The sequence below is a fragment of the Streptomyces alboflavus genome, from assembly GCF_000716675.1.
Taxonomy (GTDB): Bacteria; Actinomycetota; Actinomycetes; order Streptomycetales; family Streptomycetaceae; genus Streptomyces; species Streptomyces alboflavus.
Window position 1 is genome coordinate 168919 of record NZ_JNXT01000022.1, and the last position, 20803, is coordinate 189721.

Annotated in this window: 19 protein-coding genes; 5 read left to right on the forward strand and 14 right to left on the reverse strand. The window is 72.1% G+C overall.

What is annotated here, in order from left to right; all coding sequences use genetic code 11:
* Nucleotides 1–22: 22 nt before the first annotated feature.
* The 11 genes from OO63_RS18755 to OO63_RS18805 all read right to left on the reverse strand — a co-directional run bounded on the left by OO63_RS18755 (nucleotide 23) and on the right by OO63_RS18805 (nucleotide 11528).
* Nucleotides 23–511, reverse strand: coding sequence for an excalibur calcium-binding domain-containing protein (locus tag OO63_RS18755; protein ID WP_030360479.1), 489 nt, complete (start codon nucleotides 509–511; stop codon nucleotides 23–25).
* A 118-nt stretch (nucleotides 512–629) separates the two neighbouring features.
* The gene (locus tag OO63_RS43600; RefSeq protein ID WP_078619217.1) at nucleotides 630–1676 is read right to left on the reverse strand and encodes an AAA family ATPase; all 1047 of its coding nucleotides are present in this window, start codon (nucleotides 1674–1676) and stop codon (nucleotides 630–632) included.
* 159 nt (nucleotides 1677–1835) lie between these two features.
* The gene (gene aroB / locus OO63_RS18765) at nucleotides 1836–2927 is read right to left on the reverse strand and encodes a 3-dehydroquinate synthase (RefSeq protein ID WP_030360481.1); all 1092 of its coding nucleotides are present in this window, start codon (nucleotides 2925–2927) and stop codon (nucleotides 1836–1838) included.
* On the reverse strand, nucleotides 2924–3406 hold the full coding sequence (locus tag OO63_RS18770; protein ID WP_051810991.1) for a shikimate kinase: 483 nt from the start codon (nucleotides 3404–3406) through the stop codon (nucleotides 2924–2926). The genes aroB and OO63_RS18770 overlap by 4 nt, the downstream gene beginning before the upstream one ends.
* 53 nt (nucleotides 3407–3459) lie before the next feature.
* Nucleotides 3460–4644 (reverse strand): chorismate synthase, encoded by a 1185-nt coding sequence (aroC, locus tag OO63_RS18775; protein ID WP_030360483.1) that lies wholly within the window; start codon nucleotides 4642–4644, stop codon nucleotides 3460–3462.
* A gap of 155 nt (nucleotides 4645–4799) precedes the next feature.
* Nucleotides 4800–5630: a shikimate dehydrogenase gene (locus tag OO63_RS18780; RefSeq protein ID WP_030360484.1), complete on the reverse strand. Its 831-nt coding sequence runs from the start codon at nucleotides 5628–5630 to the stop codon at nucleotides 4800–4802.
* Nucleotides 5627–7441, reverse strand: a complete 1815-nt coding sequence (gene mltG / locus OO63_RS18785; RefSeq protein WP_063750424.1) for an endolytic transglycosylase MltG — start codon at nucleotides 7439–7441, stop codon at nucleotides 5627–5629. Before mltG ends, OO63_RS18780 begins: the two co-directional genes overlap by 4 nt.
* A 125-nt stretch (nucleotides 7442–7566) precedes the next feature.
* Nucleotides 7567–8031 carry a Holliday junction resolvase RuvX gene (gene ruvX, locus OO63_RS18790; RefSeq protein WP_030360486.1) on the reverse strand — a complete coding sequence of 155 codons (465 nt, stop codon included), beginning with the start codon at nucleotides 8029–8031 and terminating at the stop codon, nucleotides 7567–7569.
* A gap of 23 nt (nucleotides 8032–8054) precedes the next feature.
* The gene (gene alaS / locus OO63_RS18795; RefSeq protein WP_030360487.1) at nucleotides 8055–10739 is read right to left on the reverse strand and encodes an alanine--tRNA ligase; all 2685 of its coding nucleotides are present in this window, start codon (nucleotides 10737–10739) and stop codon (nucleotides 8055–8057) included.
* Nucleotides 10739–11092 (reverse strand): DUF6167 family protein, encoded by a 354-nt coding sequence (locus OO63_RS18800; protein ID WP_030360488.1) that lies wholly within the window; start codon nucleotides 11090–11092, stop codon nucleotides 10739–10741. The genes alaS and OO63_RS18800 overlap by 1 nt, the downstream gene beginning before the upstream one ends.
* A 7-nt stretch (nucleotides 11093–11099) precedes the next feature.
* Nucleotides 11100–11528 (reverse strand): DUF948 domain-containing protein, encoded by a 429-nt coding sequence (locus OO63_RS18805; RefSeq protein ID WP_030360489.1) that lies wholly within the window; start codon nucleotides 11526–11528, stop codon nucleotides 11100–11102.
* 205 nt (nucleotides 11529–11733) lie between these two features.
* Here OO63_RS18805 and OO63_RS18810 point away from each other — a divergent pair, with 205 nt between their 5' ends.
* On the forward strand, nucleotides 11734–13944 hold the full coding sequence (locus OO63_RS18810) for an ATP-binding protein (protein WP_033264241.1): 2211 nt from the start codon (nucleotides 11734–11736) through the stop codon (nucleotides 13942–13944).
* Between the two features lie 22 nt (nucleotides 13945–13966).
* On the opposite strand, the gene rpsD is transcribed toward OO63_RS18810, so the two are convergent.
* From rpsD to OO63_RS18825, 3 genes are all read right to left on the reverse strand, one after another.
* Nucleotides 13967–14581, reverse strand: a complete 615-nt coding sequence (gene rpsD / locus OO63_RS18815) for a 30S ribosomal protein S4 (protein WP_030360491.1) — start codon at nucleotides 14579–14581, stop codon at nucleotides 13967–13969.
* A gap of 371 nt (nucleotides 14582–14952) precedes the next feature.
* On the reverse strand, nucleotides 14953–16305 hold the full coding sequence (locus OO63_RS18820) for a replication-associated recombination protein A (RefSeq protein ID WP_030360492.1): 1353 nt from the start codon (nucleotides 16303–16305) through the stop codon (nucleotides 14953–14955).
* 57 nt (nucleotides 16306–16362) lie between these two features.
* Nucleotides 16363–17016: a vitamin K epoxide reductase family protein gene (locus tag OO63_RS18825; protein WP_030360493.1), complete on the reverse strand. Its 654-nt coding sequence runs from the start codon at nucleotides 17014–17016 to the stop codon at nucleotides 16363–16365.
* A gap of 137 nt (nucleotides 17017–17153) precedes the next feature.
* Here OO63_RS18825 and OO63_RS18830 point away from each other — a divergent pair, with 137 nt between their 5' ends.
* From OO63_RS18830 to OO63_RS18845, 4 genes are read left to right on the forward strand one after another with little or no spacing between them, the layout of a single operon-like run.
* Nucleotides 17154–18035, forward strand: coding sequence for an ABC transporter ATP-binding protein (locus OO63_RS18830; protein WP_030360494.1), 882 nt, complete (start codon nucleotides 17154–17156; stop codon nucleotides 18033–18035).
* Entirely contained in the window at nucleotides 18032–18919 is an 888-nt protein-coding gene (locus tag OO63_RS18835) for an ABC transporter permease (protein WP_078619218.1), read from the forward strand. The genes OO63_RS18830 and OO63_RS18835 overlap by 4 nt, the downstream gene beginning before the upstream one ends.
* Nucleotides 18916–20178 carry a sensor histidine kinase gene (locus OO63_RS18840; protein WP_033264242.1) on the forward strand — a complete coding sequence of 421 codons (1263 nt, stop codon included), beginning with the start codon at nucleotides 18916–18918 and terminating at the stop codon, nucleotides 20176–20178. The genes OO63_RS18835 and OO63_RS18840 overlap by 4 nt, the downstream gene beginning before the upstream one ends.
* Nucleotides 20175–20801 (forward strand): response regulator, encoded by a 627-nt coding sequence (locus OO63_RS18845; RefSeq protein ID WP_030360496.1) that lies wholly within the window; start codon nucleotides 20175–20177, stop codon nucleotides 20799–20801. The genes OO63_RS18840 and OO63_RS18845 overlap by 4 nt, the downstream gene beginning before the upstream one ends.
* Nucleotides 20802–20803 lie beyond the last annotated feature (2 nt).

A 20803-nucleotide genomic window follows, 5' to 3' on the forward strand; every position in this document is an offset into this window, starting at 1 on the left:
CGTCCCAGAAAGCGGCCAGCCCCTACGTGTCGCAGCCGACCCCGTCCCCGTCGCGGTCGAGGTGGCGGCCGTAGCCCGGCTCACCGCGGTGCACCGGCGCCGCACCCGCCGCGCGGGCGGCGGCGCAGTTGGCGTAGGAGACGGCACCGCCGCCGGAACCGTCGTCGCCGGACCCGCCCGGCTCGTCGTCGCCCGAGCCGGTGTCCGGTGGCCGCACTGTGACGGTGGCCTTCACGGTCTTCGTCGTGCGCACGGTGACGGTGTCCGCCGGTTCGGGCTCGGCCTTCTCGGCCTTGGCCTTGGGCGTCGCGGTCACCGTGGTGGTCGCGGTGACCGTGGACCGCGCCGCGGCCTGCGCGGACTTCTTGTCGCCCTCGGAAGCGTCGCCACCGGCACCCGCACCGATGCCTATGAAGAACGCGAGGGCCAGGGCGGGGAGCACGAAGCGCTTGCGGGCCCACTTGGGCGCGGTGCGGGGCGCGGCTGGTGGTGTGACATGCGGAGTGGTCATCTCGTCCCCCGAGGACTGATACCGCTGGGCCCCGACCGTAGCGCCGTACCGGCGGGTGTGAAGGAGCTTCGGGGACGGGGTGACCTACTCGTGACTCATGAGCCGGGAGACTCGGGCCCTACCACTGCGGCGGGCTCGCGATCGCCCGGGCCAGGACGTCGTCCAGGAGACGGGCCGTGGCGGGGACGTCGAGCTGGGAGTTGTCGATGATCGGCAGCCCCGAGCCGTACCACCCGGCCATGCGGCCGTGGATGCGGGCCACCTCTTCGTCCGTGAGCCGGCGGTTGCCGCTGCGCTGGGCGTTGCGCTCCAGGACGACCTCAAGGCCGGGCAGCAGGACGACGGGCAGCAGGCCGGGGCCGACGTGCCGCTTCCAGCCGCCGAGCCCGACCACGGGCCGGTCGGGGAAGACCGCGTCGTCGAGGATGCAGGAGATGCCGTTGGCCAGGAAGTTCCGTGCGGCGAAGCCGCAGGTGCGGCGGGCCAGGCGGTACTGCGCCTCGGAGTGGTCGTTCCAGCCCGACTGGGGGTCGGCGAAGCCCGAGCGCACCCATTCGCGTACGTCGTCGAGGCTGATGTGGGACGTCGGCACGCGCCGGTGCTCGGCCCAGAACTTGGCGACGCTGGTCTTGCCCGCGCCCGCGGGGCCGATGAGGAGCACGGCGAGCGTGGTGGAGCCCGTGTCGGCCCGGGCCGTGCCGGGCGGCGGGCTCGGCATGGCGACGGGGCCGCCGGGCGGGAGCTGGATGTGGCCGGTGGTGTCGCGGGCGGGCGGCGCGGGGGCGTGGTGCGCGGCGGGGCCGGTCTGGGCGTGCCCGGTGGCCGCGGGGTGCGGGGCGTGACCGGGAGCGTGCGGAGCGGGGCCGGGAGCGTGCGGAGCCGGTCCGGGTGCGTGCGACGTCGGGCCAGGGGCGTGCGGTGCCTGTGGCGCCCCCGGAGCGTGCGGTGCCTGCGGGACCGGGCCAGGGGCGTGCGGCCCGCCCGGGACATGCGGGGCCGGTGCGTGCGAGGCGCCCGGTGCCCCGGGCACGGGCGGCGGAGGGGAGCCCGGAGCCGCACCCGGCGGCGGACCGCTCGGGTGGTGTGCGGCCGGGGACCAGCCGGTGGCCGATCCGTGCCCCGGCTGAGGGGGCGGCGGCAGCGGAGACCCCACTGCGTGCTGCATCCGGTGCCACTCCGTCTCGTACGACTGCTGATGCGGGCGGCAGCCGGGGCCACCCTTACCGAACGGTACCGTCCCCGGCCGATGTTGTGTGAACGGCCGGGGCGGCCGAGAAGTGCCCATGGCTGATTCGTTCCGCCCCGAACAGGGCGGAACGGACGGTCAGTCGGCGACTTCCCCGTACGCGGCGAGCAGCACCGCCGGGTCCGGGCCCTCCAGGACGGTGGGCTTGGCGAGACCGTCGAGGACGATGAAGCGCAGCAGGTCACCGCGGGACTTCTTGTCGACCTTCATGGTCTCCAGGAGCTTGGGCCACTGGTCGTAGCGGTAGCTCAGCGGCAGCCCGACGGACTCCAGGACGGTCCGGTGACGGTCGGCGGTCGCGTCGTCGAGGCGGCCCGCCAGGCGGCCGAGTTCGGCCGCGAAGTGCATGCCGACGGCGACGGCGGCGCCGTGCCGCCACTTGTAGCGCTCGTTCTTCTCGATGGCGTGCGCCAGCGTGTGCCCGTAGTTGAGGATCTCGCGCAGGCCGGACTCCTTGAGGTCGCCGGAGACGACCTCCGCCTTGACCTTGATGGAGCGCTCGATCAGCTCGGACGTGTGCGGCCCCGCGGGCGTGCGCGCGGCCTCCGGGTCGGCCTCGATGAGGTCGAGGATCGCCGGGTCCGCGATGAAGCCCGCCTTGATGATCTCCGCGAGCCCGGAGACGTAGTCGTGCACCGGCAGCGAGTCCAGCGCCGCCAGGTCGCACAGCACGCCCGCGGGCGGGTGGAAGGATCCCACCAGGTTCTTGCCCTCGGCGGTGTTGATGCCGGTCTTGCCGCCGACCGCCGCGTCCACCATGCCGAGCACGGTCGTCGGCACGGCGATCCACCGCACCCCGCGCAGCCAGGTGGCGGCCACGAATCCGGCCAGGTCGGTGGTGGCACCGCCGCCGACGCCCACGATCACGTCGGTGCGCGTGAAGCCGGACTGGCCGAGCGCCTTCCAGCAGTACGCGGCGACCTCGGCGGTCTTGGCCTCCTCGGCGTTGGGCACCTGCACGGCCACGGCCTCGTAGCCCTGGTCGGCCAGGTCCTGGCGCAGTGCGTCGCCGGTCTCGGCCAGCGCCTCGGGGTGGATGACGGCGACCCGCTTGGCGGCGTCGCCGATCAGGGCGCCGAGTTCACCGAGCAGCTGCCGCCCGACGAGCACCTCGTACGGCTCGGTGCCCGCCGTGCCGCCGACGTGGATGCGCGTCACTGCCTCGCTCATGCTTCCTTCAACTCCAGTGCGTCGAGGACCGCTTCCGCGACCTCTTCGGGGGTGCGGTCGTCCGTGGCGACGACGGCGCGGGCGACTTCTTCGTACAGATGACGGCGCGCGTCCATCAGCTCGCGCCACTGCTTGCGCGGGTTGACCAGGAGCAGCGGCCGGGCGGCGTTGAGCCCGACCCGGCGGACCGCCTCCTCGACGTCCATCGCGAGGTAGACCACGGGCAGGCCGCGCAGCAGCGCACGCGTGCCCTCGTCGAGGATCGCGCCGCCGCCGAGGGCGAGGACGCCGTCGTGGTCGGCGACGGCGGCCCGCACCGCGGCGCGCTCACGCATCCGGAAGTACGGCTCGCCCTCGTCGAGGAAGAGGTCGGCGATCTCGCGGCCCTCGGCGGCCACGATGTCGGCGTCGGTGTCCCGGTAGGCCACGCCGAGCCGGTCGGCAAGGAGCGCGCCGACCGTGGACTTGCCCGAGCCCATCGGGCCCACGAGCACGACGCGCGGCCCGCTCACCGGTCCGGTCGCGTCGGCCGTCACCGGATCTGGAGGTTGTCGAGGTACGAACGGACGTTGCGGCGGGTCTCCGTGACGCTGTCGCCGCCGAACTTCTCCGCGACCGCGTCCGCGAGCACCAGCGCCACCATGGCCTCGGCCACGATGCCGGCCGCGGGGACGGCGCAGACGTCGGAGCGCTGGTGGTGCGCCTTGGCCGCCTCGCCGGTGGCCACGTCGATCGTGGCGAGGGCGCGCGGCACCGTCGCGATGGGCTTCATCGCGGCGCGCACCCGCAGCAGCTCACCGGTGGTGAGGCCGCCCTCGGTGCCGCCGGAGCGGCCGGTGGCGCGCTTGACGCCGTCGGCGGTGGCGACGATCTCGTCGTGCGCCTGGGATCCCGGCACCCGCGCGAGGTCGAAGCCGTCGCCGACCTCGACGCCCTTGATGGCCTGGATGCCCATGAGCGCGCCGGCGAGCCGCGCGTCGAGGCGCCGGTCCCAGTGCACGTGCGAGCCGAGGCCCACCGGCACGTCGTACGCGAGCACCTCGACCACACCGCCCAGGGTGTCGCCGTCCTTGTGGGCCTGGTCGATCTCCGCGACCATCGCCTTCGACGCGTCGGCGTCGAGGCAGCGCACGGGGTCGGCGTCGAGCTTCTCGACGTCGGCGGGGGTCGGGTACACGCCGTACGGGGCCCTGGCCGCGGCCAGCTCCACGACGTGGCTGACGACCTCGATCCCGGCCGTCTCCTTCAGGTAGGAGCGGGCGACCGCGCCGAGGGCCACGCGGGCCGCGGTCTCGCGGGCGGAGGCGCGCTCCAGGATCGGCCGGGCCTCGTCGAAGCCGTACTTCTGCATGCCCGCGAGGTCGGCGTGGCCGGGCCGGGGGCGGGTCAGCGGGGCGTTGCGGGCCAGCTCGGCGAGCTCGGCGGGGTCGACCGGGTCGGCCGACATGACCTGCTCCCACTTGGGCCACTCGGTGTTGCCCACCATGACCGCGACGGGCGAGCCCATGGTCAGGCCGTGCCGGACGCCGCCGATGAACGTGACCTCGTCACGCTCGAACTTCATCCGTGCGCCGCGCCCATAGCCGAGGCGCCGCCGGGCGAGGTGGTCCGCCACCATGTCCGTGGTGATCGGGACGCCGGCCGGAAGGCCCTCCAGCGTCGCCACCAGTGCGGGTCCGTGGGACTCCCCCGCGGTCAGCCAGCGCAACCTGCTCAACGGTGCTCCTCATCCTCGCGCCTGGAACGGCTTGCGGCGCGACCGGGTGCGTGGCCCTGGCCCGCCACCCCCGATCCTCCCACGTCCGGCGGCGTGACCCGGCGCCCGGTCCAGCTGACGGACGCCGGGGCAGCCCGCGCCCCGTCCAGCGGGCGTCAGCGCTCCGCGAGCGCCCGCTCCCCCGCCTTGCGCATCACGTCGAGCGGTCCCGGCGTCCGCCCCGTCATCTGCTCGACCTGAAGCACCGCCTGGTGCACCAGCAGGTCGAGCCCGCTGACGACGGCGCCGCCGTACGCCGACCAGCGCGCCGCGAGTGTCGTCGGCCAGGGGTCGTACAGCACGTCGAAGAGCGTGGTGGGCCGCTCCGGCACGGCGTGGGACAGCGCGTCCGTGGTGCCCGCCGGGGTGGTGGCGATGACCAGCGGCGCGTGCAGGGCCCGCTCTGCGTCCGCCCAGTCGGCGGTGCGCACCTCGACGTCGAGCCGCTCGCCCCACTGCCGCATCTCGGCGGCGCGGGCCTCGCTGCGTACGTACGCGACGACCTCGCCGGTGCAGATCCGGGCGAGCGCGGCCAGGGCGGAGGACGCGGTGGCGCCCGCGCCGAGGATCGCGGCGGACTCGACCTGCTCGATGCCGCGCTCCCGCAGGGCGGCGATCATGCCGGGGATGTCCGTGTTGTCGCCGGTGAGGCGCCCGTCGCCGGTCCGCACGACCGTGTTGACGGCCTCCACGGACGCGGCGGTGCCGCTGACCGAGTCGAGCAGCGGGATCACGGCGCGCTTCAGCGGCATCGTGAGGGAGAGCCCCGCCCACTCGGGCCCGAGCTGTTCGAAGAACCCGGGCAGCGCCTCCTCGTCGACCTCGAATCGGTCGTACGACCAGTCACCGAGGCCGAGTTCGGCGTAGGCGGCGCGGTGCAGCACCGGGGAAAGGGAATGAGCGATGGGCGAGCCGAGTACCGCGGCCCGCCGGCCGTTGACGCTCACTGTCCGTTCTGCTCCTTCAGGTATTTCTCGCGGTTCCGGTTCTGTTCCTCGTTCGTCTCCGCGAAGAGCGTCTTGTCAGCGCTGACGGAGACGAAGTAGTACCAGTTGCCCTTCGCCGGATTCAGCGCGGACTTGATCGCGACCTCGCCCGGGTTTCCGATCGGCCCGGGCGGCAGGCCCTTGATCTTGTAGGTGTTGTACGGGTCCTTCAGCTTGCGGAGCTCGTCGACGGAGCCGATGGCGAGCTTGGACTGACCCTTCAGGTAATTCACCGTCGAGTCGAAGTCGAGGAGGCCGTAGGTCTCGGTGTTACCGGGCTTCAGTCGGTTGTAGACGACCGTCGCGACCTTCTCGAAGTCGTGCTTGTACTTGCCCTCGGCCTGCACGAGGCTCGCCACCGTGACGACCTGGAGCGGGTTCTTCAGGCCGAGCTGCGAGGCCTGTTCCTCGACGCCCATCGCGTCGTACTTGGCGGTGGCTTCGGCCACCATCTTCCGCAGGACGTCCGCGGGCTTCTGCCCCTTGGCGACGGGATAGCTGGCGGGGAAGAGGAAGCCTTCCAGCGGGTCCTTGGCCTCACCGGCCATGTTGGCCGTGGCCCACTCGGGCAGGCCGAGATTCTTCCATTCCTTGTGGGCGACGTCCTTCGTGGTGCCCTTCTTCAGCTGCAGTCGCTCATCGATCTGGCTGTACACGCGGACATTTCGCGTGCCTTCCGGAATGATGAGGTTGTTACGGCTCTTCGGGCTGAGCATCAATTCGACGGCGGACGCGGCCGACATCTGTTTCTTGAGGGTGTAGACGCCCGCCTGGATCTTCTGTCCGTCCGGGTTCTTGCCCTGTGCGGAGACGAATGCGTCGACGCTCTTGACCACCCCGGCGGCCTTGAGGCGATTGCCGATGTCATAGCCGCCGGAACCCTTTTCGATGGTCACGGTGACATTCGACGCGGTGCCGTCGCCGGAATAGTCGGGGGCCGTGCCGAAACGATCCTGGTAGAACTGATAGCCGAAGTAGCCGACGCCGCCGAGGCCACCCGCGAAGACCACGGTCACGACCAGGCAGGCGCAGCCGCTGCGGCGTTTCTTGGGTTTCTTGCCACCACGGCCGCGCCGGTCGCCGCGACCGGCGCCGCGCCCCGGTTCGTCGTCGTCCTCGTCGTCGCCGTCCGCGAAGAAGGCGTGCTCGCCCTGGTCGGGCCCGGGGTCCCAGTCGGTCTCGGGCTCAGGGTCGGGAGCGGGGCGCCGACGTCCCGGCGGCTCGGGCGGCGGGTAGGCCTCCGGCGTGCCGTAGTAGTCGGGGCGCTCCTCGGCGTAGGACCCGGGCTGCCCGCCGTAGGGGTCCACGGGGTCGCCGCCGTACGGGACCTGGCCGTGCTGTCCGCTGTCCCAGCCGCCGTCGCCGGGCCGACCGCCCCCGCCGCCGTACTGCGCCTGGGCGGGTGCGTATCCCTGCTGGTCATAGCCCTGCTGGTCGTACCCCTGGGAGCCGTAGGCCTGCTGCTGGCCCGAGTTCCAGTCGCCGTGGGGAGCCTGCTGCTGGGAGTGCTGGGGCTGCTGGGCCCCCTGAGGGTGCGGCTGCTGGTGCGGGTACTGCCCTTGCTGCGGGTGGTGCTGGTGGTGCGACTGCTGGGGGTGCTGCTGGTGCGGCTGCTGCTGGTGAGACTGGTGCGGCTGCTGGGAGTGGTACTGCTCCTGGCCGCCGTAGGGGGACGAGCCGTCGGCCTGCTGTCCTCCCCATCCGCCGTCCCCGTACAACGGGTCCTCGGGATGCCACGGTTCGGAGCCTGGGCCCCGGCCATACTCAGTCATCGATCCCCTACGAGCCGCGAGGCGGGGGCCGCCGGCTGGATGTCAGGGCAACCGTTCCGCCTCTTGATGCTGTGCGGCAGCTGTTCGAACGCCGCCGCATCGCGCGGAACGTTACCGTATCGCGATCAGATGACCACTTCGACGCCCTCGCCGGGGGCCCTTCCTGACGCCCGTTCGGACTCCAGGGCCTGCTGCAGGATCACGACAGCCGCCGCCTGATCGATGACAGACCTGCCCTTTTTGGACTTCACGCCGGAGGCGCGCAGGCTCTGACTGGCCGTCACTGTGGTCATCCTCTCGTCCACGAGTCTCACCGGAACGGGCGCAATCCCGGCGGCGAGCTCCTGGGCGAAGCCGCGGACCTTCACGGCGGCCGGGCCCTCGCCCCCCTTGAGGGAGCGAGGGAGCCCGACGACGACCTCGATCGGCTCGTACTCCTCGACGAGTTGCCGCAAGCGGCGCTGGGCGGCCGGGACGTCGCGTCCCGGCACGGTCTCCACCGGTGTGGCGAGGATCCCGTCGGGGTCGCACGAGGCGACCCCGATCCGGGCGTCCCCGACGTCGATCGCGAGCCTGCGCCCGCGACGGATGCCTTCGGTCATCGGGGCGGGCCTCAGACCGTCTCGGTGACGAGGCGCTCGACGGCGGCGACCGCGTCGCCGATGGCGGCCACGTTCTGGCCGCCGCCCTGGGCGACGTCCGGCTTGCCGCCGCCTCCGCCGCCGAGGGTCTTGGCGGCGGTGCGCACCAGGTCACCGGCCTTGAGCCCGCGCTCGCGCGCGGCCTCGTTGGTGGCGATGACCGTGAGGGGCTTGCCGTTGGCCGAGGTGAACAGGGCGACGACTGCCGGGCGGTCGCTGGCCCCCGACATTTGATTCAGCCGGCCGCGCACGTCGAGGACCAGCTTGCGCAGGTCGTCGGCGCCGGTGCCGTCCGGGACCTGGCCGGTGACCAGGGCGACGCCGTGGACGTCCTTGGCGCCCTGGGCGAGACCGGCGGCGGCCGCGAGGACCTTCTCCGCGCGGAACTTCTCGATCTCCTTCTCGGCGTCCTTCAGCTTGGCGAGCATGCCGGAGATCTTCTCGGGCAGCTCCTCGGTGCGGCCCTTGACCAGCTCCTGGAGCTGGGCGACGACCGTGTGCTCCTTGGCCAGGAAGTTGTACGCGTCGACGCCGACCAGGGCCTCGATGCGCCGCACGCCCGAGCCGATGGAGGACTCACCGAGCAGCTTGACCAGGCCGAGCTGGGCGGTGTTGTGCACGTGGGTGCCGCCGCACAGCTCCTTGGAGAAGTCGCCGATGGTGACGACGCGCACGCGCTCGCCGTACTTCTCGCCGAACTCGGCGATGGCGCCCTGCTTCTTGGCCTCGTCGATCGACATGACCTCGGCCTGCACGTCCAGCTCCCGCGAGAGCACGTCGTTGATGCGCTGCTCGACGTCCGTCATCACGGTCGTGGGCACGGCGGACGGCGAGCCGAAGTCGAAGCGGAAGCGGCCGGGCTGGTTCTCGGAGCCGGCCTGGGCGGCCGTCGGGCCGAGCGCGTCGCGCAGCGCCTGGTGGGTGAGGTGCGTGGCGGAGTGGGCGCGGGCGATGGCGCGGCGGCGGTGGGAGTCGATCGAGGCCCACACCGGGGCGCCGACGGTGATCTCGCCGACCTGCACGACGCCCTTGTGGACGTGCACGCCCGGCACCGGCTTCTGGACGTCGCGGACCTCGACGACGGCGCCGCTGTCCAGGCGGATGCGGCCGGTGTCGCCGATCTGGCCGCCGCCCTCGGCGTAGAACGGGGTGCGGTCGAGGACGACCTCGACCTCGTCGCCCTCGGTGGCCGCGGGCGAGGAGACGCCGTCGACGAGGAGGCCGACGATCACGGCCTCGTTCTCGGTGGCGGTGTAGCCAGTGAAGTCCGTGGCACCGGCGTCGTCGGCGATCGCGCGGTAGGCGCCGAGGTCGGCGTGGCCGGTCTTCTTGGCCTGGGCGTCGGCCTTGGCGCGCTCCCGCTGCTCCTTCATCAGGCGCCTGAAGCCGTCCTCGTCCACGGTCAGGCCCTGCTCGGCGGCCATCTCCAGGGTGAGGTCGATCGGGAAGCCCCAGGTGTCGTGGAGCAGGAACGCCTTGTCGCCGGGCAGCACGGTGGAACCGGCGGCCTTGGTGTCGGTGACGGCGGTGTCGAGGATGTTCGTGCCGCCCTTGAGTGCCTTCAGGAAGGCGGCCTCTTCGGCGAGGGCGACGGTCTCGATGCGCTTGCGCTCGGTGAGCAGCTCCGGGTACTGCTCGCCCATGGTCTTGATGACCGTGTCGACGAGCTCGGCGACGACGGGACCGGTGGCGCCGAGCAGGCGCATGTTGCGGACGGCGCGGCGCATGATGCGGCGCAGGACGTAGCCGCGGCCTTCGTTGCCGGGCGTGACGCCGTCACCGATGAGCATCACGGACGTGCGCATGTGGTCGGCGACCACGCGCAGCGAGACGTCCGTGCCGTGCTCGGCGCCGTAGCGCACGCCGGTCAGCTCGGTGGCCTTGTCCATGACGACGCGCAGGGTGTCGGTCTCGTACATGTTCTGTACGCCCTGCAGGATCATGGCCAGGCGCTCCAGGCCGAGGCCCGTGTCGATGTTCTTCGACGGCAGGTCGCCGAGGATCGGGAAGTCCTCCTTGCCCGTGCCGGCGCCGCGCTCGAACTGCATGAAGACCAGGTTCCAGATCTCCACGTAGCGCTCGTCGTTGACGGCCGGGCCGCCCTCCTCGCCGAACTCGGGGCCGCGGTCGTAGTTGATCTCCGAGCACGGGCCGCAGGGTCCGGGGACGCCCATGGACCAGAAGTTGGGGCCCATGCCCAGGCGCTGGATGCGCTCGGCGGGGACGCCGATGACGTCGCGCCAGATGCGCTCGGCCTCGTCGTCCTCCTTGTAGACCGTGATCCAGAGCTTCTCCGGGTCCAGGCCGTAGCCGCCCTTGTCCTGGGGCGAGGTCAGCAGCTCCCAGGCGAGCTGGATGGCGCCTTCCTTGAAGTAGTCGCCGAAGGAGAAGTTGCCGCACATCTGGAAGAACGTGCCGTGCCGGGTGGTCTTGCCGACCTCTTCGATGTCGGGCGTGCGCACGCACTTCTGCACGCTGGTGACACGGGGGGCGGGCGGCTTGGCCTCGCCGAGGAAGTAGGGCTTGAAGGGGACCATGCCCGCGGGGACGAGGAGCAGCGTCGGGTCGTCTGCGATCAGCGACGCCGACGGCACGACCTTGTGCCCACGCTCCTCGAAGAAGCTCAGCCAGCGGCGGCGGATTTCAGCCGACTCCATCAGTGGTCCTCATTCCGGTTGTACGAGTACGTCGTGTCCGTCGACTTGGCGAGGGACTTGGGGTTCTTCTTCGTCGCGGGCTCGACGAGCGCGAAGCGACGCTGTGCGGGCAGTTCGGGGTCGACCGGGGCGTTCACGCCGAGGGCGTCGCCCAGCTCGGCCTCGCGCTCGGCCATGCCGTCGCGGACGTCGAGCGCGAAGTCCTTGAGCCGGTGGCCCGCTTCGAGCGCCTTGTCGGCGGCCCGGGCGGCGAGGCTCTCCGGCGTCAGCTGCTTCAGCTTGCGGTTGACCTTGGTGGTGGCCCAGACGCCGGCGGCCGCGCCCGCGGTGAACCAGAACGTACGTCGGAACATCGCTGCGTCAGTCCTTCTTCCGCTTGCCCCGCCGTGCGGACGGGAGGGTGCGGCCCACGATCACCGTACGACGTGACGGCTTGGCGGGCACTTCCTTACGACTGAGGGCCCGGCGCACTCCGTAGCCGAACGCCGCCACCTTGACCAGCGGGCCGCCGAAGGTGGAGGCCACGGTCGTGGAAAGCGCCGACGCGTTCGACGTGACCTCCTGGACGTCCGTGGCGATGGCGTCCACGCGGTCGATCTGGGTCTGCGCGGAGCGCACGGCCGTGGAGGCGTCGGCGAGCAGCGGCACCGCCTGCTCGGTCACGTCCGCGACGAGCTTGGTGGTCGCCCTGAGCGTCTGCGCGAGCCTCGCCAGCGCCACGGCCAGGAAGGACACCAGAATCGCCCAGAAGACGGCCACCAGGATCCCGGCCACCTCGCCACCGGACACCGCTCACCGCTCCCTGAGACATCGCCCCGGATCCGCTGGGGATCCCAAGGTCGTCGAACGTCGAAAAGTCGTCCTCCGACCCTATCGCGCCGGGGCCCCGGCTCCGTACCGCATTACCGCACGCGGCACTTGAGCGCGGCAGGACACGCAAGCCCGGGCGAACTGATTGTACGGAATGCTTACGCCTGAGTACGCTCCGTACCCCATGCGACGCTCTCAGCGCCCCGACGACCGTCGGAACGACTCCGCCCGCTCCCACGGCTGCCCGCCCGCCGCGGGCAACCTCCCGGCCGAGCTGACCGCCTTCGTCGGGCGCACCGCCGAACTGGCGGCACTGCCCGCGGCCCTGGCCTCGGCCCGTCTGGTGACCGTGACGGGCGTCGGCGGCGTGGGCAAGTCACGGCTCGCGGTGCGGGTGGCTGCGGCGGTCGGGCCGCGGGACGGGGCCTGGCTGGTGGAGCTGGCGGGGGTGCGTGACCCGCATCTCGTGGAGCACGCCGTGGCCGGTGCCCTGGAGCTGACGGACCACACGAGCCGCTCGCCGCGGCAGGTGCTGCTCGACCGGCTCACGGGGCGTGAACTGCTTCTCGTCGTGGACGGGTTCGAGCACCTGGTGGACGCGACGGCGTCGCTGGTGCGGGACCTGCTGCTGCGCTGCCCGGGCCTGCGGGTGCTCGCGGCGGGCCGCAGGCCGCTCGGCACGGCCGGTGAGCGGGTGCTTCCGCTCGCGCCGATGCCGGAGTCGGACGCGGCCGCGCTGTTCACCGACCGGGCGGCGGCCTGCCTGCCGGGCTTCGCGCCGGACGAGCGCGACCTCGCCGACGTGCGGGAGCTGTGCCGCCGTCTCGACGGCATCCCGCTCGCCCTGGAGCTGGCGGCGGGGCGGCTGCGGGTGCTGTCCCCTGGGCAGCTCCTGGCCCGCCTCGACGACCGGTTCCGGCTGCTCGCCGGTACGCGCCGCGACGTGCCGCCGCGCCATCAGACGCTGCGGACGGCGATCGGCTGGAGCCATGAGCTGTGCACGGCGCGGGAGCGGCTGCTGTGGGCGCGGCTCTCCGTCTTCTCCGGGCCGTTCGACCTGGAGTCGGTCGAGTACGTGTGCAGCGGTGCCGGGCTGCACGCGGACGATGTCCTGGACGTGCTCGACGAGCTGCTCGCGCAGTCGGTGGTCTCCCGCGAGGAGAGTCCGACGGGGGTGCGCTACCGGATGCTCGACACGGTCCGGGCGTACGGCTCGGAGTGGCTGGAGGCGGCGGGCGACGCGGCACGGATGCGGCGCAGGCACCGCGACTGGTACATGGGGCTCGCCACCTGGTGCGAGCTGGACTGGTTCTCGCCCCGGCAGCGGGAGGTGGCCACGCTCGTCGAGTGCGAGCTGCCCAATCTGCGCACCGCCCTGGAGTTCTGTCTGACCGAGCCGGACGAGACGCACCTCGGCCAGTACCTGGCGGGCACGCTGTGGTTCTGCTGGGTGGGCTGCGGGCGCCTCGCGGAGGGCAGGCACTGGCTGGAGCGGGCCGTCGAGCTGGAGGGCGCGCACGAGGAGTCGCGGCTGAAGGCGCTGTGGGTGCTCGGGTACGTGGCGATCCTCCAGGGCGACACGGTGCCTGCGCTGTGCGCGCTCCAGGAGTGCAAGGACACGGCGGAGCGCACCGGCAGCGACGTCGCGGCGGCGTACGCGGTGCACCGCATGGGCTGTCTGGCCCTCGTCACGGACGACATGCCGCGCGCGGAGCAGCTGCTGCGCACGGCGCTGGAGCAGTACCGCCGGATCGGGGAGCTGAACAGCAACGTCCTGATGGGCCAGGTCGAGCTGGCGATGGCGCTGGCCTTCCAGGGGGCGCTCGGGGACGCGGTGGAGCTGTGCGAGGACGCGCGCCAGGTCTGCGAGGACCACGGGGAGCGCTGGGCACTCGCGTACGCCCTGTACGTCCTCGGCTACGCGGCCTGGACGCACGGCGAGCACGGGCAGGCGCGGGACCTGGTGACCCGGTGCCTTGACCTGGACCACGCCTTCCACGACCTGCTGGGCACGGTGCTCGCCGTCGAGCTGCTCGCGCTCTTCACGGTCGCGGAGGGCGACGCGGCGGAGGCGGCGGTGCTTCAGGGTGCCGCGGCGCGGATCTGGCCGTCGGTGGGGCTGCCGCTGTTCGGCTCGGAGCACTTCGGCGGGCCGCACGTCCTGTGCGAGACGCAGGCCCGGGAGCAGCTCGGCGACGAGCGGTACGAGGCGTGTGTGCGGGCGGGCGCCGCGCTGAGCCCCGATGTGGCGGTCTCGCGGGCGCTGCGTCGGCGCGCGGACGTGGCCGGGGCGTGCCGCCCGGGCCACGGTGAGGTGCCGGGCCCGCCGGGGGCCCCGGAAACGCGCGAACCCGCCGTCTCCCCGACCACGCGGGGCGGGGAGACGGCGGGCTGAAGCAGGTGAGGCTACGTCCGGGTCAGCGGGCGTAGTACTCGACGACGAGCTGCTCGTCGCAGATCACGGGGATCTCCTTGCGGTTCGGCTCGCGGTCCAGGCGGAAGGCCAGGGCCTTCAGGTTCACCTGGAGGTAGCGCGGGGTCTCGCCGTCGGCGGCGAAGCCACCCTCGCGCGCGACCTCGAACAGCGGCTTCTGGCGGCTGCGCTCGCGGACCATGACGACGTCGTCCGGCTTCACGCGGAAGGACGGCTTGTCGACCTTCTGGCCGTTGACCTCGATGTGGCCGTGGACGACCATCTGGCGGGCCTGGTAGATGGTGCGGGCGATGCCCGAACGCAGAACCAGGGCGTCGAGACGACGCTCCAGCTCGATGACCAGGGCCTCACCGGTCTTGCCCTGGGTCTTCGCGGCACGCTCGTAGGCGCGGACGAGCTGACGCTCGGACACGTCGTACTGCGCGCGCAGCCGCTGCTTCTCGAGCAGACGGACCTTGTAGTCCGAGTTCTGCTTGCGGCCACGGCCGTGCTCGCCCGGCGGGTAGGGGCGGGCCTCGAAGTACTTGACGGCCTTCGGGGTCAGCGCGATGCCGAGGGCACGCGACTTCTTGACCTTGGGGCGGGACTGGTTCGGCATGAACCAAACACCTCTGTTTTCTGTACGAAATCGGCTTCACCAGGGTTAGGGGAGGTCGCATCCGCAGCCTGGGAAACCCGATGGGTCCGGTCGGTCGGACTCACCTGGCAGCCGTTCCCTGGTCTGGGCACTATGTGCAGCACGCGAGTGGCCCACCGACCGTGTCCCGGGATCCGGGAGGGTGGTGGGCTGCCCGCGACACCTTCGACGGTGCGCGACGCTCCTGGAACCTCCCTGCCCGAGGGCGGGGGCTCCGGCTGGATGTCCCGTTCTGGTGGTGCCGGTACGAGACCGGACACGGGACGCAGCACTCCGAGGGATTCTACAGGGCGGTCGGGACCGCTTGCGACACAGGTCGCGGCGCAGGGCCGTCAGGGCCGCTTGCGGCCGAGGTGCTTCCTGGTCCACTCCACGGCGTCGGCGTAGCGGGCCTCGGCGCCGTGGCGGGTGGGGGTGTAGTACTCGCGGTCGCGCAGCGCCTCCGGGGCGTACTCCTGGGCGGCGATGCCCTCGGGCAGGTCGTGCGGATAGACATAGCCCTGGGCGTGCCCCAGCTTGGCCGCGCCCTTGTAGTGGCCGTCGCGCAGGTGCGGCGGGACGGGGCCCGCGTGGCCCTTGCGGACGTCTTCGAGGGCGGCGCCTATGGCCGTCGTCGCGGCATTCGACTTCGGGGCCAGGGCGAGGGCGATGGTGGCGTGGCTGAGGGTGAGGGCCGCCTCCGGGAAGCCGATCATGGCGACGGCCTGGGCGGCGGCGACGGCGGTGGGCAGGGCCGTCGGGTCGGCGAGGCCGATGTCCTCGCTGGCCGAGATCATCAGGCGGCGGGCGATGAAGCGGGGGTCCTCGCCCGCCTCGATCATGCGGGCCAGATAGTGCAGGGCCGCGTCCACGTCCGAGCCGCGGATGGACTTGATCAGGGCGCTCGCGACGTCGTAGTGCTGGTCTCCGGCGCGGTCGTACTTGACCGCCGCCCGGTCGACGGACTCCTCGAGCGACTGGAGCGTGATCTCCTTCTCGCCCTTGGAGAGGGCCGAGCCCGCGCCCGCTTCGAGAGCGGTGAGCGCACGCCGGGCGTCGCCGCCCGCGATCCGCAGGAGGTGCTCCTCGGCGTCATCGGGCAGGGTGACGGTGCCGCCGAGGCCGCGCTCGTCGGTGAGGGCCCGCTTCAGGAGTCCGCGCAGGTCATCGTCCGTGAGCGGCTCGAGGGTGAGCAGCAGGGAGCGGGACAGGAGCGGGGAGATCACGGAGAAGTACGGGTTCTCCGTCGTCGCGGCGATCAGTGTCACCCAGCGGTTCTCGACGGCGGGCAGCAGGGAGTCCTGCTGGGCCTTGCTGAAGCGGTGGATCTCGTCGAGGAAGAGGACGGTCTCCTTGCCGTGGCCGCCCATCGCGCGGCGGGCGCCGTCGATGACCGCGCGGACCTCCTTGACGCCCGCGGTGATCGCGGACAGCTCCACGAAGCGCTTGTTCGTCGCCTTGGAGACCACGTACGCCAGGGTCGTCTTGCCGATGCCGGGCGGGCCCCAGAGGAACACCGACGACGGGCCCGCGGGCCCGCTGCCGCCCTCCACGAGTCTGCGCAGCGGCGATCCGGGCCGGAGCAGATGCTGCTGTCCGACGACTTCATCGAGGGTGCGCGGGCGCATCCGGACGGCCAGGGGACTGCTGGACGGGTCCTTCTCCTGGCGGTCTTCGGCTGCGGCGGTGAACAGGTCGGGCTCCACGTCGAAAACCCTATGCCACCCCACTGACAATCGGGCCGGGGTGCCCGGCAGGACCGGTCAGGCCCAGAGGTCGGCGCCCCACCGCGTGAGGATCAGCATGGCGACGACCCCGAGGTGCATGACGGGCAGGGCCCACGAGAAGTCCTCGAAGAACGTCTTCAGCCAGCGCGGCGCGGGCAGGAAGCCGTTGCGGACGTTGAAGGCCGTGACGTACCAGAACATGATGATGGTGGCCGCCCAGGCCAGGCAGCACCACAGGCACAGCGCGTTGATGCGGTACAGCGACTGGAACATCAGCCAGGTGCAGAAGCCGACGCCGAAGAGCGTGCCCGCGTTGAACGTGAGCCAGTACCAGCGCGGGAAACGCGCGCGGCCGAGCAGGCTCATGCCGACACCGATCACGACCGCGTACGTGGCGAGGCCCAGCATCGGGTTCGGGAAGCCGAACGCCTCGGCCTGGTCGCTCTTCATGATGCTGCCGCAGGCCACGACCGGGTTGATGCTGCAGCCCGGCTGGAAGTTCGGGTCCTTCAGGAGCTCGAACTTGTCGAGCGTGATGATCCAGGAGGCGAGCAGCCCGGCGGCTCCGGTGATCACCAGGAGCAGTGCGAGCGCCCTGCTGCCACCGACGGCTCCCGGCGCGTCCTCGTGGTCCTGACCGGCCGCGGCGCCGTCCTGCACTGGCTGCTTCACCGAGGTGGATTTGCTCATCACGCCGTTCCGTCGCTCGTGGGGGCCTGCGGGCAGGGACATTGTGCCGTACGTAGCTGTGTGTCCACCGATCGGTGGACACAATCAGATACGTATGGGGGTCCCGTCGTGTTCGCTCCGGCGGGAGGCTCGATGTCATGACGACGCATCAACCAGCTGTCGACGTCCGTGGGCTGTGCAAGAGGTACGGCCCCGTGACGGCCGTGGACGGCATCGATCTGACGGTGACGCACGGCGAGGTGTTCGGCATCCTCGGGCCGAACGGCGCGGGCAAGTCCACGACCGTCGAGATCCTCCAGGGCCACCGCACGCGCGACGGGGGCGAGGTGTCCGTCCTGGGCGCCGACCCGGCGACGGCGGACCGCGCCTGGCGGGCCCGCGTCGGCATCGTCTGGCAGGACGAGTCGGCGCCCGCCGAACTGACGGTGCGCGAGACGGTGAGCCACTTCGCGCGGTACTACCCACGACCTCGCCGGCCGCAGGACGTGCTGGATCTGGTCGGCCTCCAGGAGAAGGCGGACAGCCGCATCAAGGCGCTCTCGGGCGGGCAGCGCCGCCGGCTCGACGTGGCCCTCGGCATCATCGGCGACCCGAGCCTGCTGCTGCTCGACGAGCCGACGACGGGCTTCGACCCGGCTGCCCGCCGCCAGTTCTGGGACGTCATCCGGGCCCTGGCCGACGAGGGCACCACCGTCGTCCTCACCACGCACTACCTCCAGGAGGCCGAGGCCCTCGCCGACCGCCTCGCGGTGATCGCCCGGGGCCGGGTCGTGGCCGAGGGCGAGCCCGCGGCCCTGCGCCGGGAGTACGGCAGCGAAGCCGTCGTCGAGTGGACCGAGCCCGGCAGCGGCCCCCGCAAGCTGCGCACCACCACACCGACCCGGACCGTCGCCGAGCTGATGAGCCGCTTCGACGGCGAGATCCCCGGCCTGCGCATCAGCCGCCCCAGCCTGGAGGACGTGTATCTGCGTCTGACCGGACAGGACGACGGGCCGAAGTCCGAGGAGGACGAGCGATGACCACGACGACCTCACACGGCACACCCGAGACTCCGCGGACCCCGCGTCTGTCCGGTCGCACCCGGGCCGCGTCCGGTGCCGAGCGGCTTCCCAGCGCCTGGTGGCTGGGACTGCACCAGGGCGCGCTGGAGCTGAAGCAGTTCTTCCGCCAGCGCGAACAGGGCGTGTTCACGTTCGCGTTCCCCGTGGTGCTGCTCTTCCTGTTCGCGTCGATCTTCAAGGACGACGTGGAGGACGCGGGCATCACGGCGTCCCAGCTGTACGTCGCCGCGATGATCGGCGCGGGCATCATGTCCATCAGCTTCCAGTCGCTCGGCATCGCCATCGCCATGGAGCGCGACGAGCAGGTGCTGCGACGCCTGCGCGGCACCCCGATGCCACCGGTCTCGTACTTCCTCGGCAAGGTCTGGCTCGTCCTGATCACCGGCCTCCTGGAGACCCTGGTGCTGCTCGTCGTCGGCGCGACGATGTTCGACCTGGACCTGCCGACGTCCCCGGAGAAGTGGCTCACCTTCGCCTGGATCTTCGTGCTCGGCCTGACGGGCTGCGCGCTGCTCGGCGTCGCCGTCAGCAGCGTCCCGCGGTCCGGCCGCAGCGCCTCGTCCGTGGTCGTCCTGCCGTTCCTGGTGCTGCAGTTCATCTCCGGTGTCTATATAGCCATCGACACGGTCCCGGACTGGATGCTCACGCTCGGCGCCCTGTTCCCGCTCAAGTGGATGTGCCAGGGCTTCCGCGGGGTGTTCCTGCCGGAGTCGGCCCAGGTCCTTGAGCAGGCGGGGAGTTGGGAGTACGGGCGCATCGCGCTGGTGCTCACGGCCTGGTGCGTCGGAGGATTGGCGCTGTGTCTGTTGACCTTCCGTTGGAAGAGCCGCCGGGACGGGTGAGCGCGGAGCCCGGTCCCCGGGGCAGCAACCAGTGGGACCGCGGCTTCCTGCTCTGGGACTGCTACTTCGCCGTCGTGTGGGTCGGCACGCTGGTCCTGGCGTTCGGCGTCGAGGTCCCCGGCGGCGCCGCCCGCCCGGCGTCGGCCGTGCTGGTCGTCCTGCTCCTCGTCTGGTACGTGGTCAGCGGTCGGCCGGTGCTGCTCACCGAGGGCGCCGACCAGCGTCGGGCGGTGCGCTATCTCGCGGTGGCCACGGTGCTGTTCGTGGCGTCCGGCGTCCTCGTCACCGAGACCCGCCTGCTGACCTTCGCCCTGGTGCCGCAGTGCTTCATCGCGCTGCGGGTCCGCCGCGCCATGGTCACCCTCGCCGTGATCAATGTGGTGCCGGTGGCGGGCTGGGCACTGGTGTGGCGGCCGGACGCGCAGGACGTCTTCCTCAACTCGGTGGGCGCCGTGGTGTCCCTGGTGTTCGGCGCGGCGCTCGGCACCTGGATCATTCGCATCATCGCCCAGAGCCAGGAGCGCGCCGACCTCATCGCGGAGTTGGAGGCGAGCCGCGGGGAGGTGGCCCGTCTGTCCGCCGAGCGCGGCGCCCTGGCCGAGCGCGAGCGCATGTCCCGCGAGATCCACGACACCCTCGCCCAGGGGTTCACCAGCCTCCTGATGCTGGTCCAGGCCGTCGACGCGGAGCTGGACCACGACGTGGCGGCGGCCCGTCGCCATCTGGAGCTGATGCAGGCCACGGCCCGGCAGAACCTCGCGGAGGCCCGGTCCCTCGTGGCCGGACGCGCCCCGGACGACCTGCGCGGCGGCTCTCTGCCGGACGCCCTGCGCCGGGTCGCCGCCCGCCACGGCGCCGCAGTTACGGTCACCGGCGCCGCCCGGCCGCTGCCTCCGGGCCTGGAGGTCGTCGCGCTGCGCTCCTGTCAGGAGGCGCTGGCCAACGCGGCGAAGCACGCGGGCCCCGACGCCGAGGTGCGGGTCGCCCTCGGCTACCGGCCGGGCGAGCTCACGCTGGCGGTCAGCGACTCGGGGTGCGGCTTCAACACCGGCGCCCCCCACGAGGGCTTCGGGCTGCGCGGGCTGCGCACGCGGGCCGCCGAGGTCAGCGGCACGGCCGAGGTGGTCAGCGCTCCCGGCGGGGGCACGACGGTCACGGTCCGGCTGCCGCTCCCCGAGCCCGACGGCACACCTGACGCCCACGAACCGCCGCACCCCACCGCCACCCCCGCAGCCCCCTCGGAAAGGACCGCGCCGTGATCCGTGTCCTGCTCGCCGACGACCACCCCGTCGTCCGCGAAGGCCTGCGCGCCATGCTCAGCGCCGAGCCCGACCTGGACGTCGTCGCCGAGGCGGCCAACGGACCACAGGCCGAGGCGCTCGCCGCCCGGCTGCGCCCCGACATCGTCCTGATGGACCTGCGGATGCCAGGCGGCGACGGCGCGGACGCGATCGTACGGATGACGGAGGCGGGCCTTCCGTGCCGGGTCATCGTCCTGACCACGTACGAGACCGACCGGGACATCCTGCGTGCCGTCGAGGCGGGCGCGGCGGGCTATCTCCTCAAGGACCTGGCCCGCGGTGAACTCGCCGACGCGGTGCGGGCGGCGGCCCGCGGCGAGACCGTCCTCGCCCCGTCCGTGGCGGCCCGCCTCGTGGACCAGTTGCGCGCCAGGCCGGAGCGGCCGCGTCTTTCGGAACGTGAGACGGCCGTCCTGCGGCTCGTCGCGGAGGGCTGCACCAACGCCGAGATCGGCCGTCGGCTGCACATCGGCGAGTCGACGGTGAAGACGCATCTGCTGCGCGTCTTCGGCAAGTTGGAGGTGGCCGACCGGACAGCGGCAGTGACGAGCGCGATGCGGCACGGGCTCCTGGAGGGCTGACC

Coding starts and splice junctions, on each gene's coding strand:
- OO63_RS18770 (WP_051810991.1), bottom strand. CDS start 3,406: ATGGGCTCGGGCAAGTCCACGGTCGGCGCGCTCCTTGCCGACCGGCTC.
- rpsD (WP_030360491.1), bottom strand. CDS start 14,581: ATGCCGAACCAGTCCCGCCCCAAGGTCAAGAAGTCGCGTGCCCTCGGC.
- OO63_RS18800 (WP_030360488.1), bottom strand. CDS start 11,092: ATGTTCCGACGTACGTTCTGGTTCACCGCGGGCGCGGCCGCCGGCGTC.
- OO63_RS18755 (WP_030360479.1), bottom strand. CDS start 511: ATGACCACTCCGCATGTCACACCACCAGCCGCGCCCCGCACCGCGCCC.
- alaS (WP_030360487.1), bottom strand. CDS start 10,739: ATGGAGTCGGCTGAAATCCGCCGCCGCTGGCTGAGCTTCTTCGAGGAG.
- OO63_RS18830 (WP_030360494.1), top strand. CDS start 17,154: ATGACGACGCATCAACCAGCTGTCGACGTCCGTGGGCTGTGCAAGAGG.
- OO63_RS43600 (WP_078619217.1), bottom strand. CDS start 1,676: ATGCAGCACGCAGTGGGGTCTCCGCTGCCGCCGCCCCCTCAGCCGGGG.
- OO63_RS18825 (WP_030360493.1), bottom strand. CDS start 17,016: ATGAGCAAATCCACCTCGGTGAAGCAGCCAGTGCAGGACGGCGCCGCG.
- aroB (WP_030360481.1), bottom strand. CDS start 2,927: ATGAGCGAGGCAGTGACGCGCATCCACGTCGGCGGCACGGCGGGCACC.
- OO63_RS18810 (WP_033264241.1), top strand. CDS start 11,734: ATGCGACGCTCTCAGCGCCCCGACGACCGTCGGAACGACTCCGCCCGC.
- OO63_RS18835 (WP_078619218.1), top strand. CDS start 18,032: ATGACCACGACGACCTCACACGGCACACCCGAGACTCCGCGGACCCCG.
- mltG (WP_063750424.1), bottom strand. CDS start 7,441: ATGACTGAGTATGGCCGGGGCCCAGGCTCCGAACCGTGGCATCCCGAG.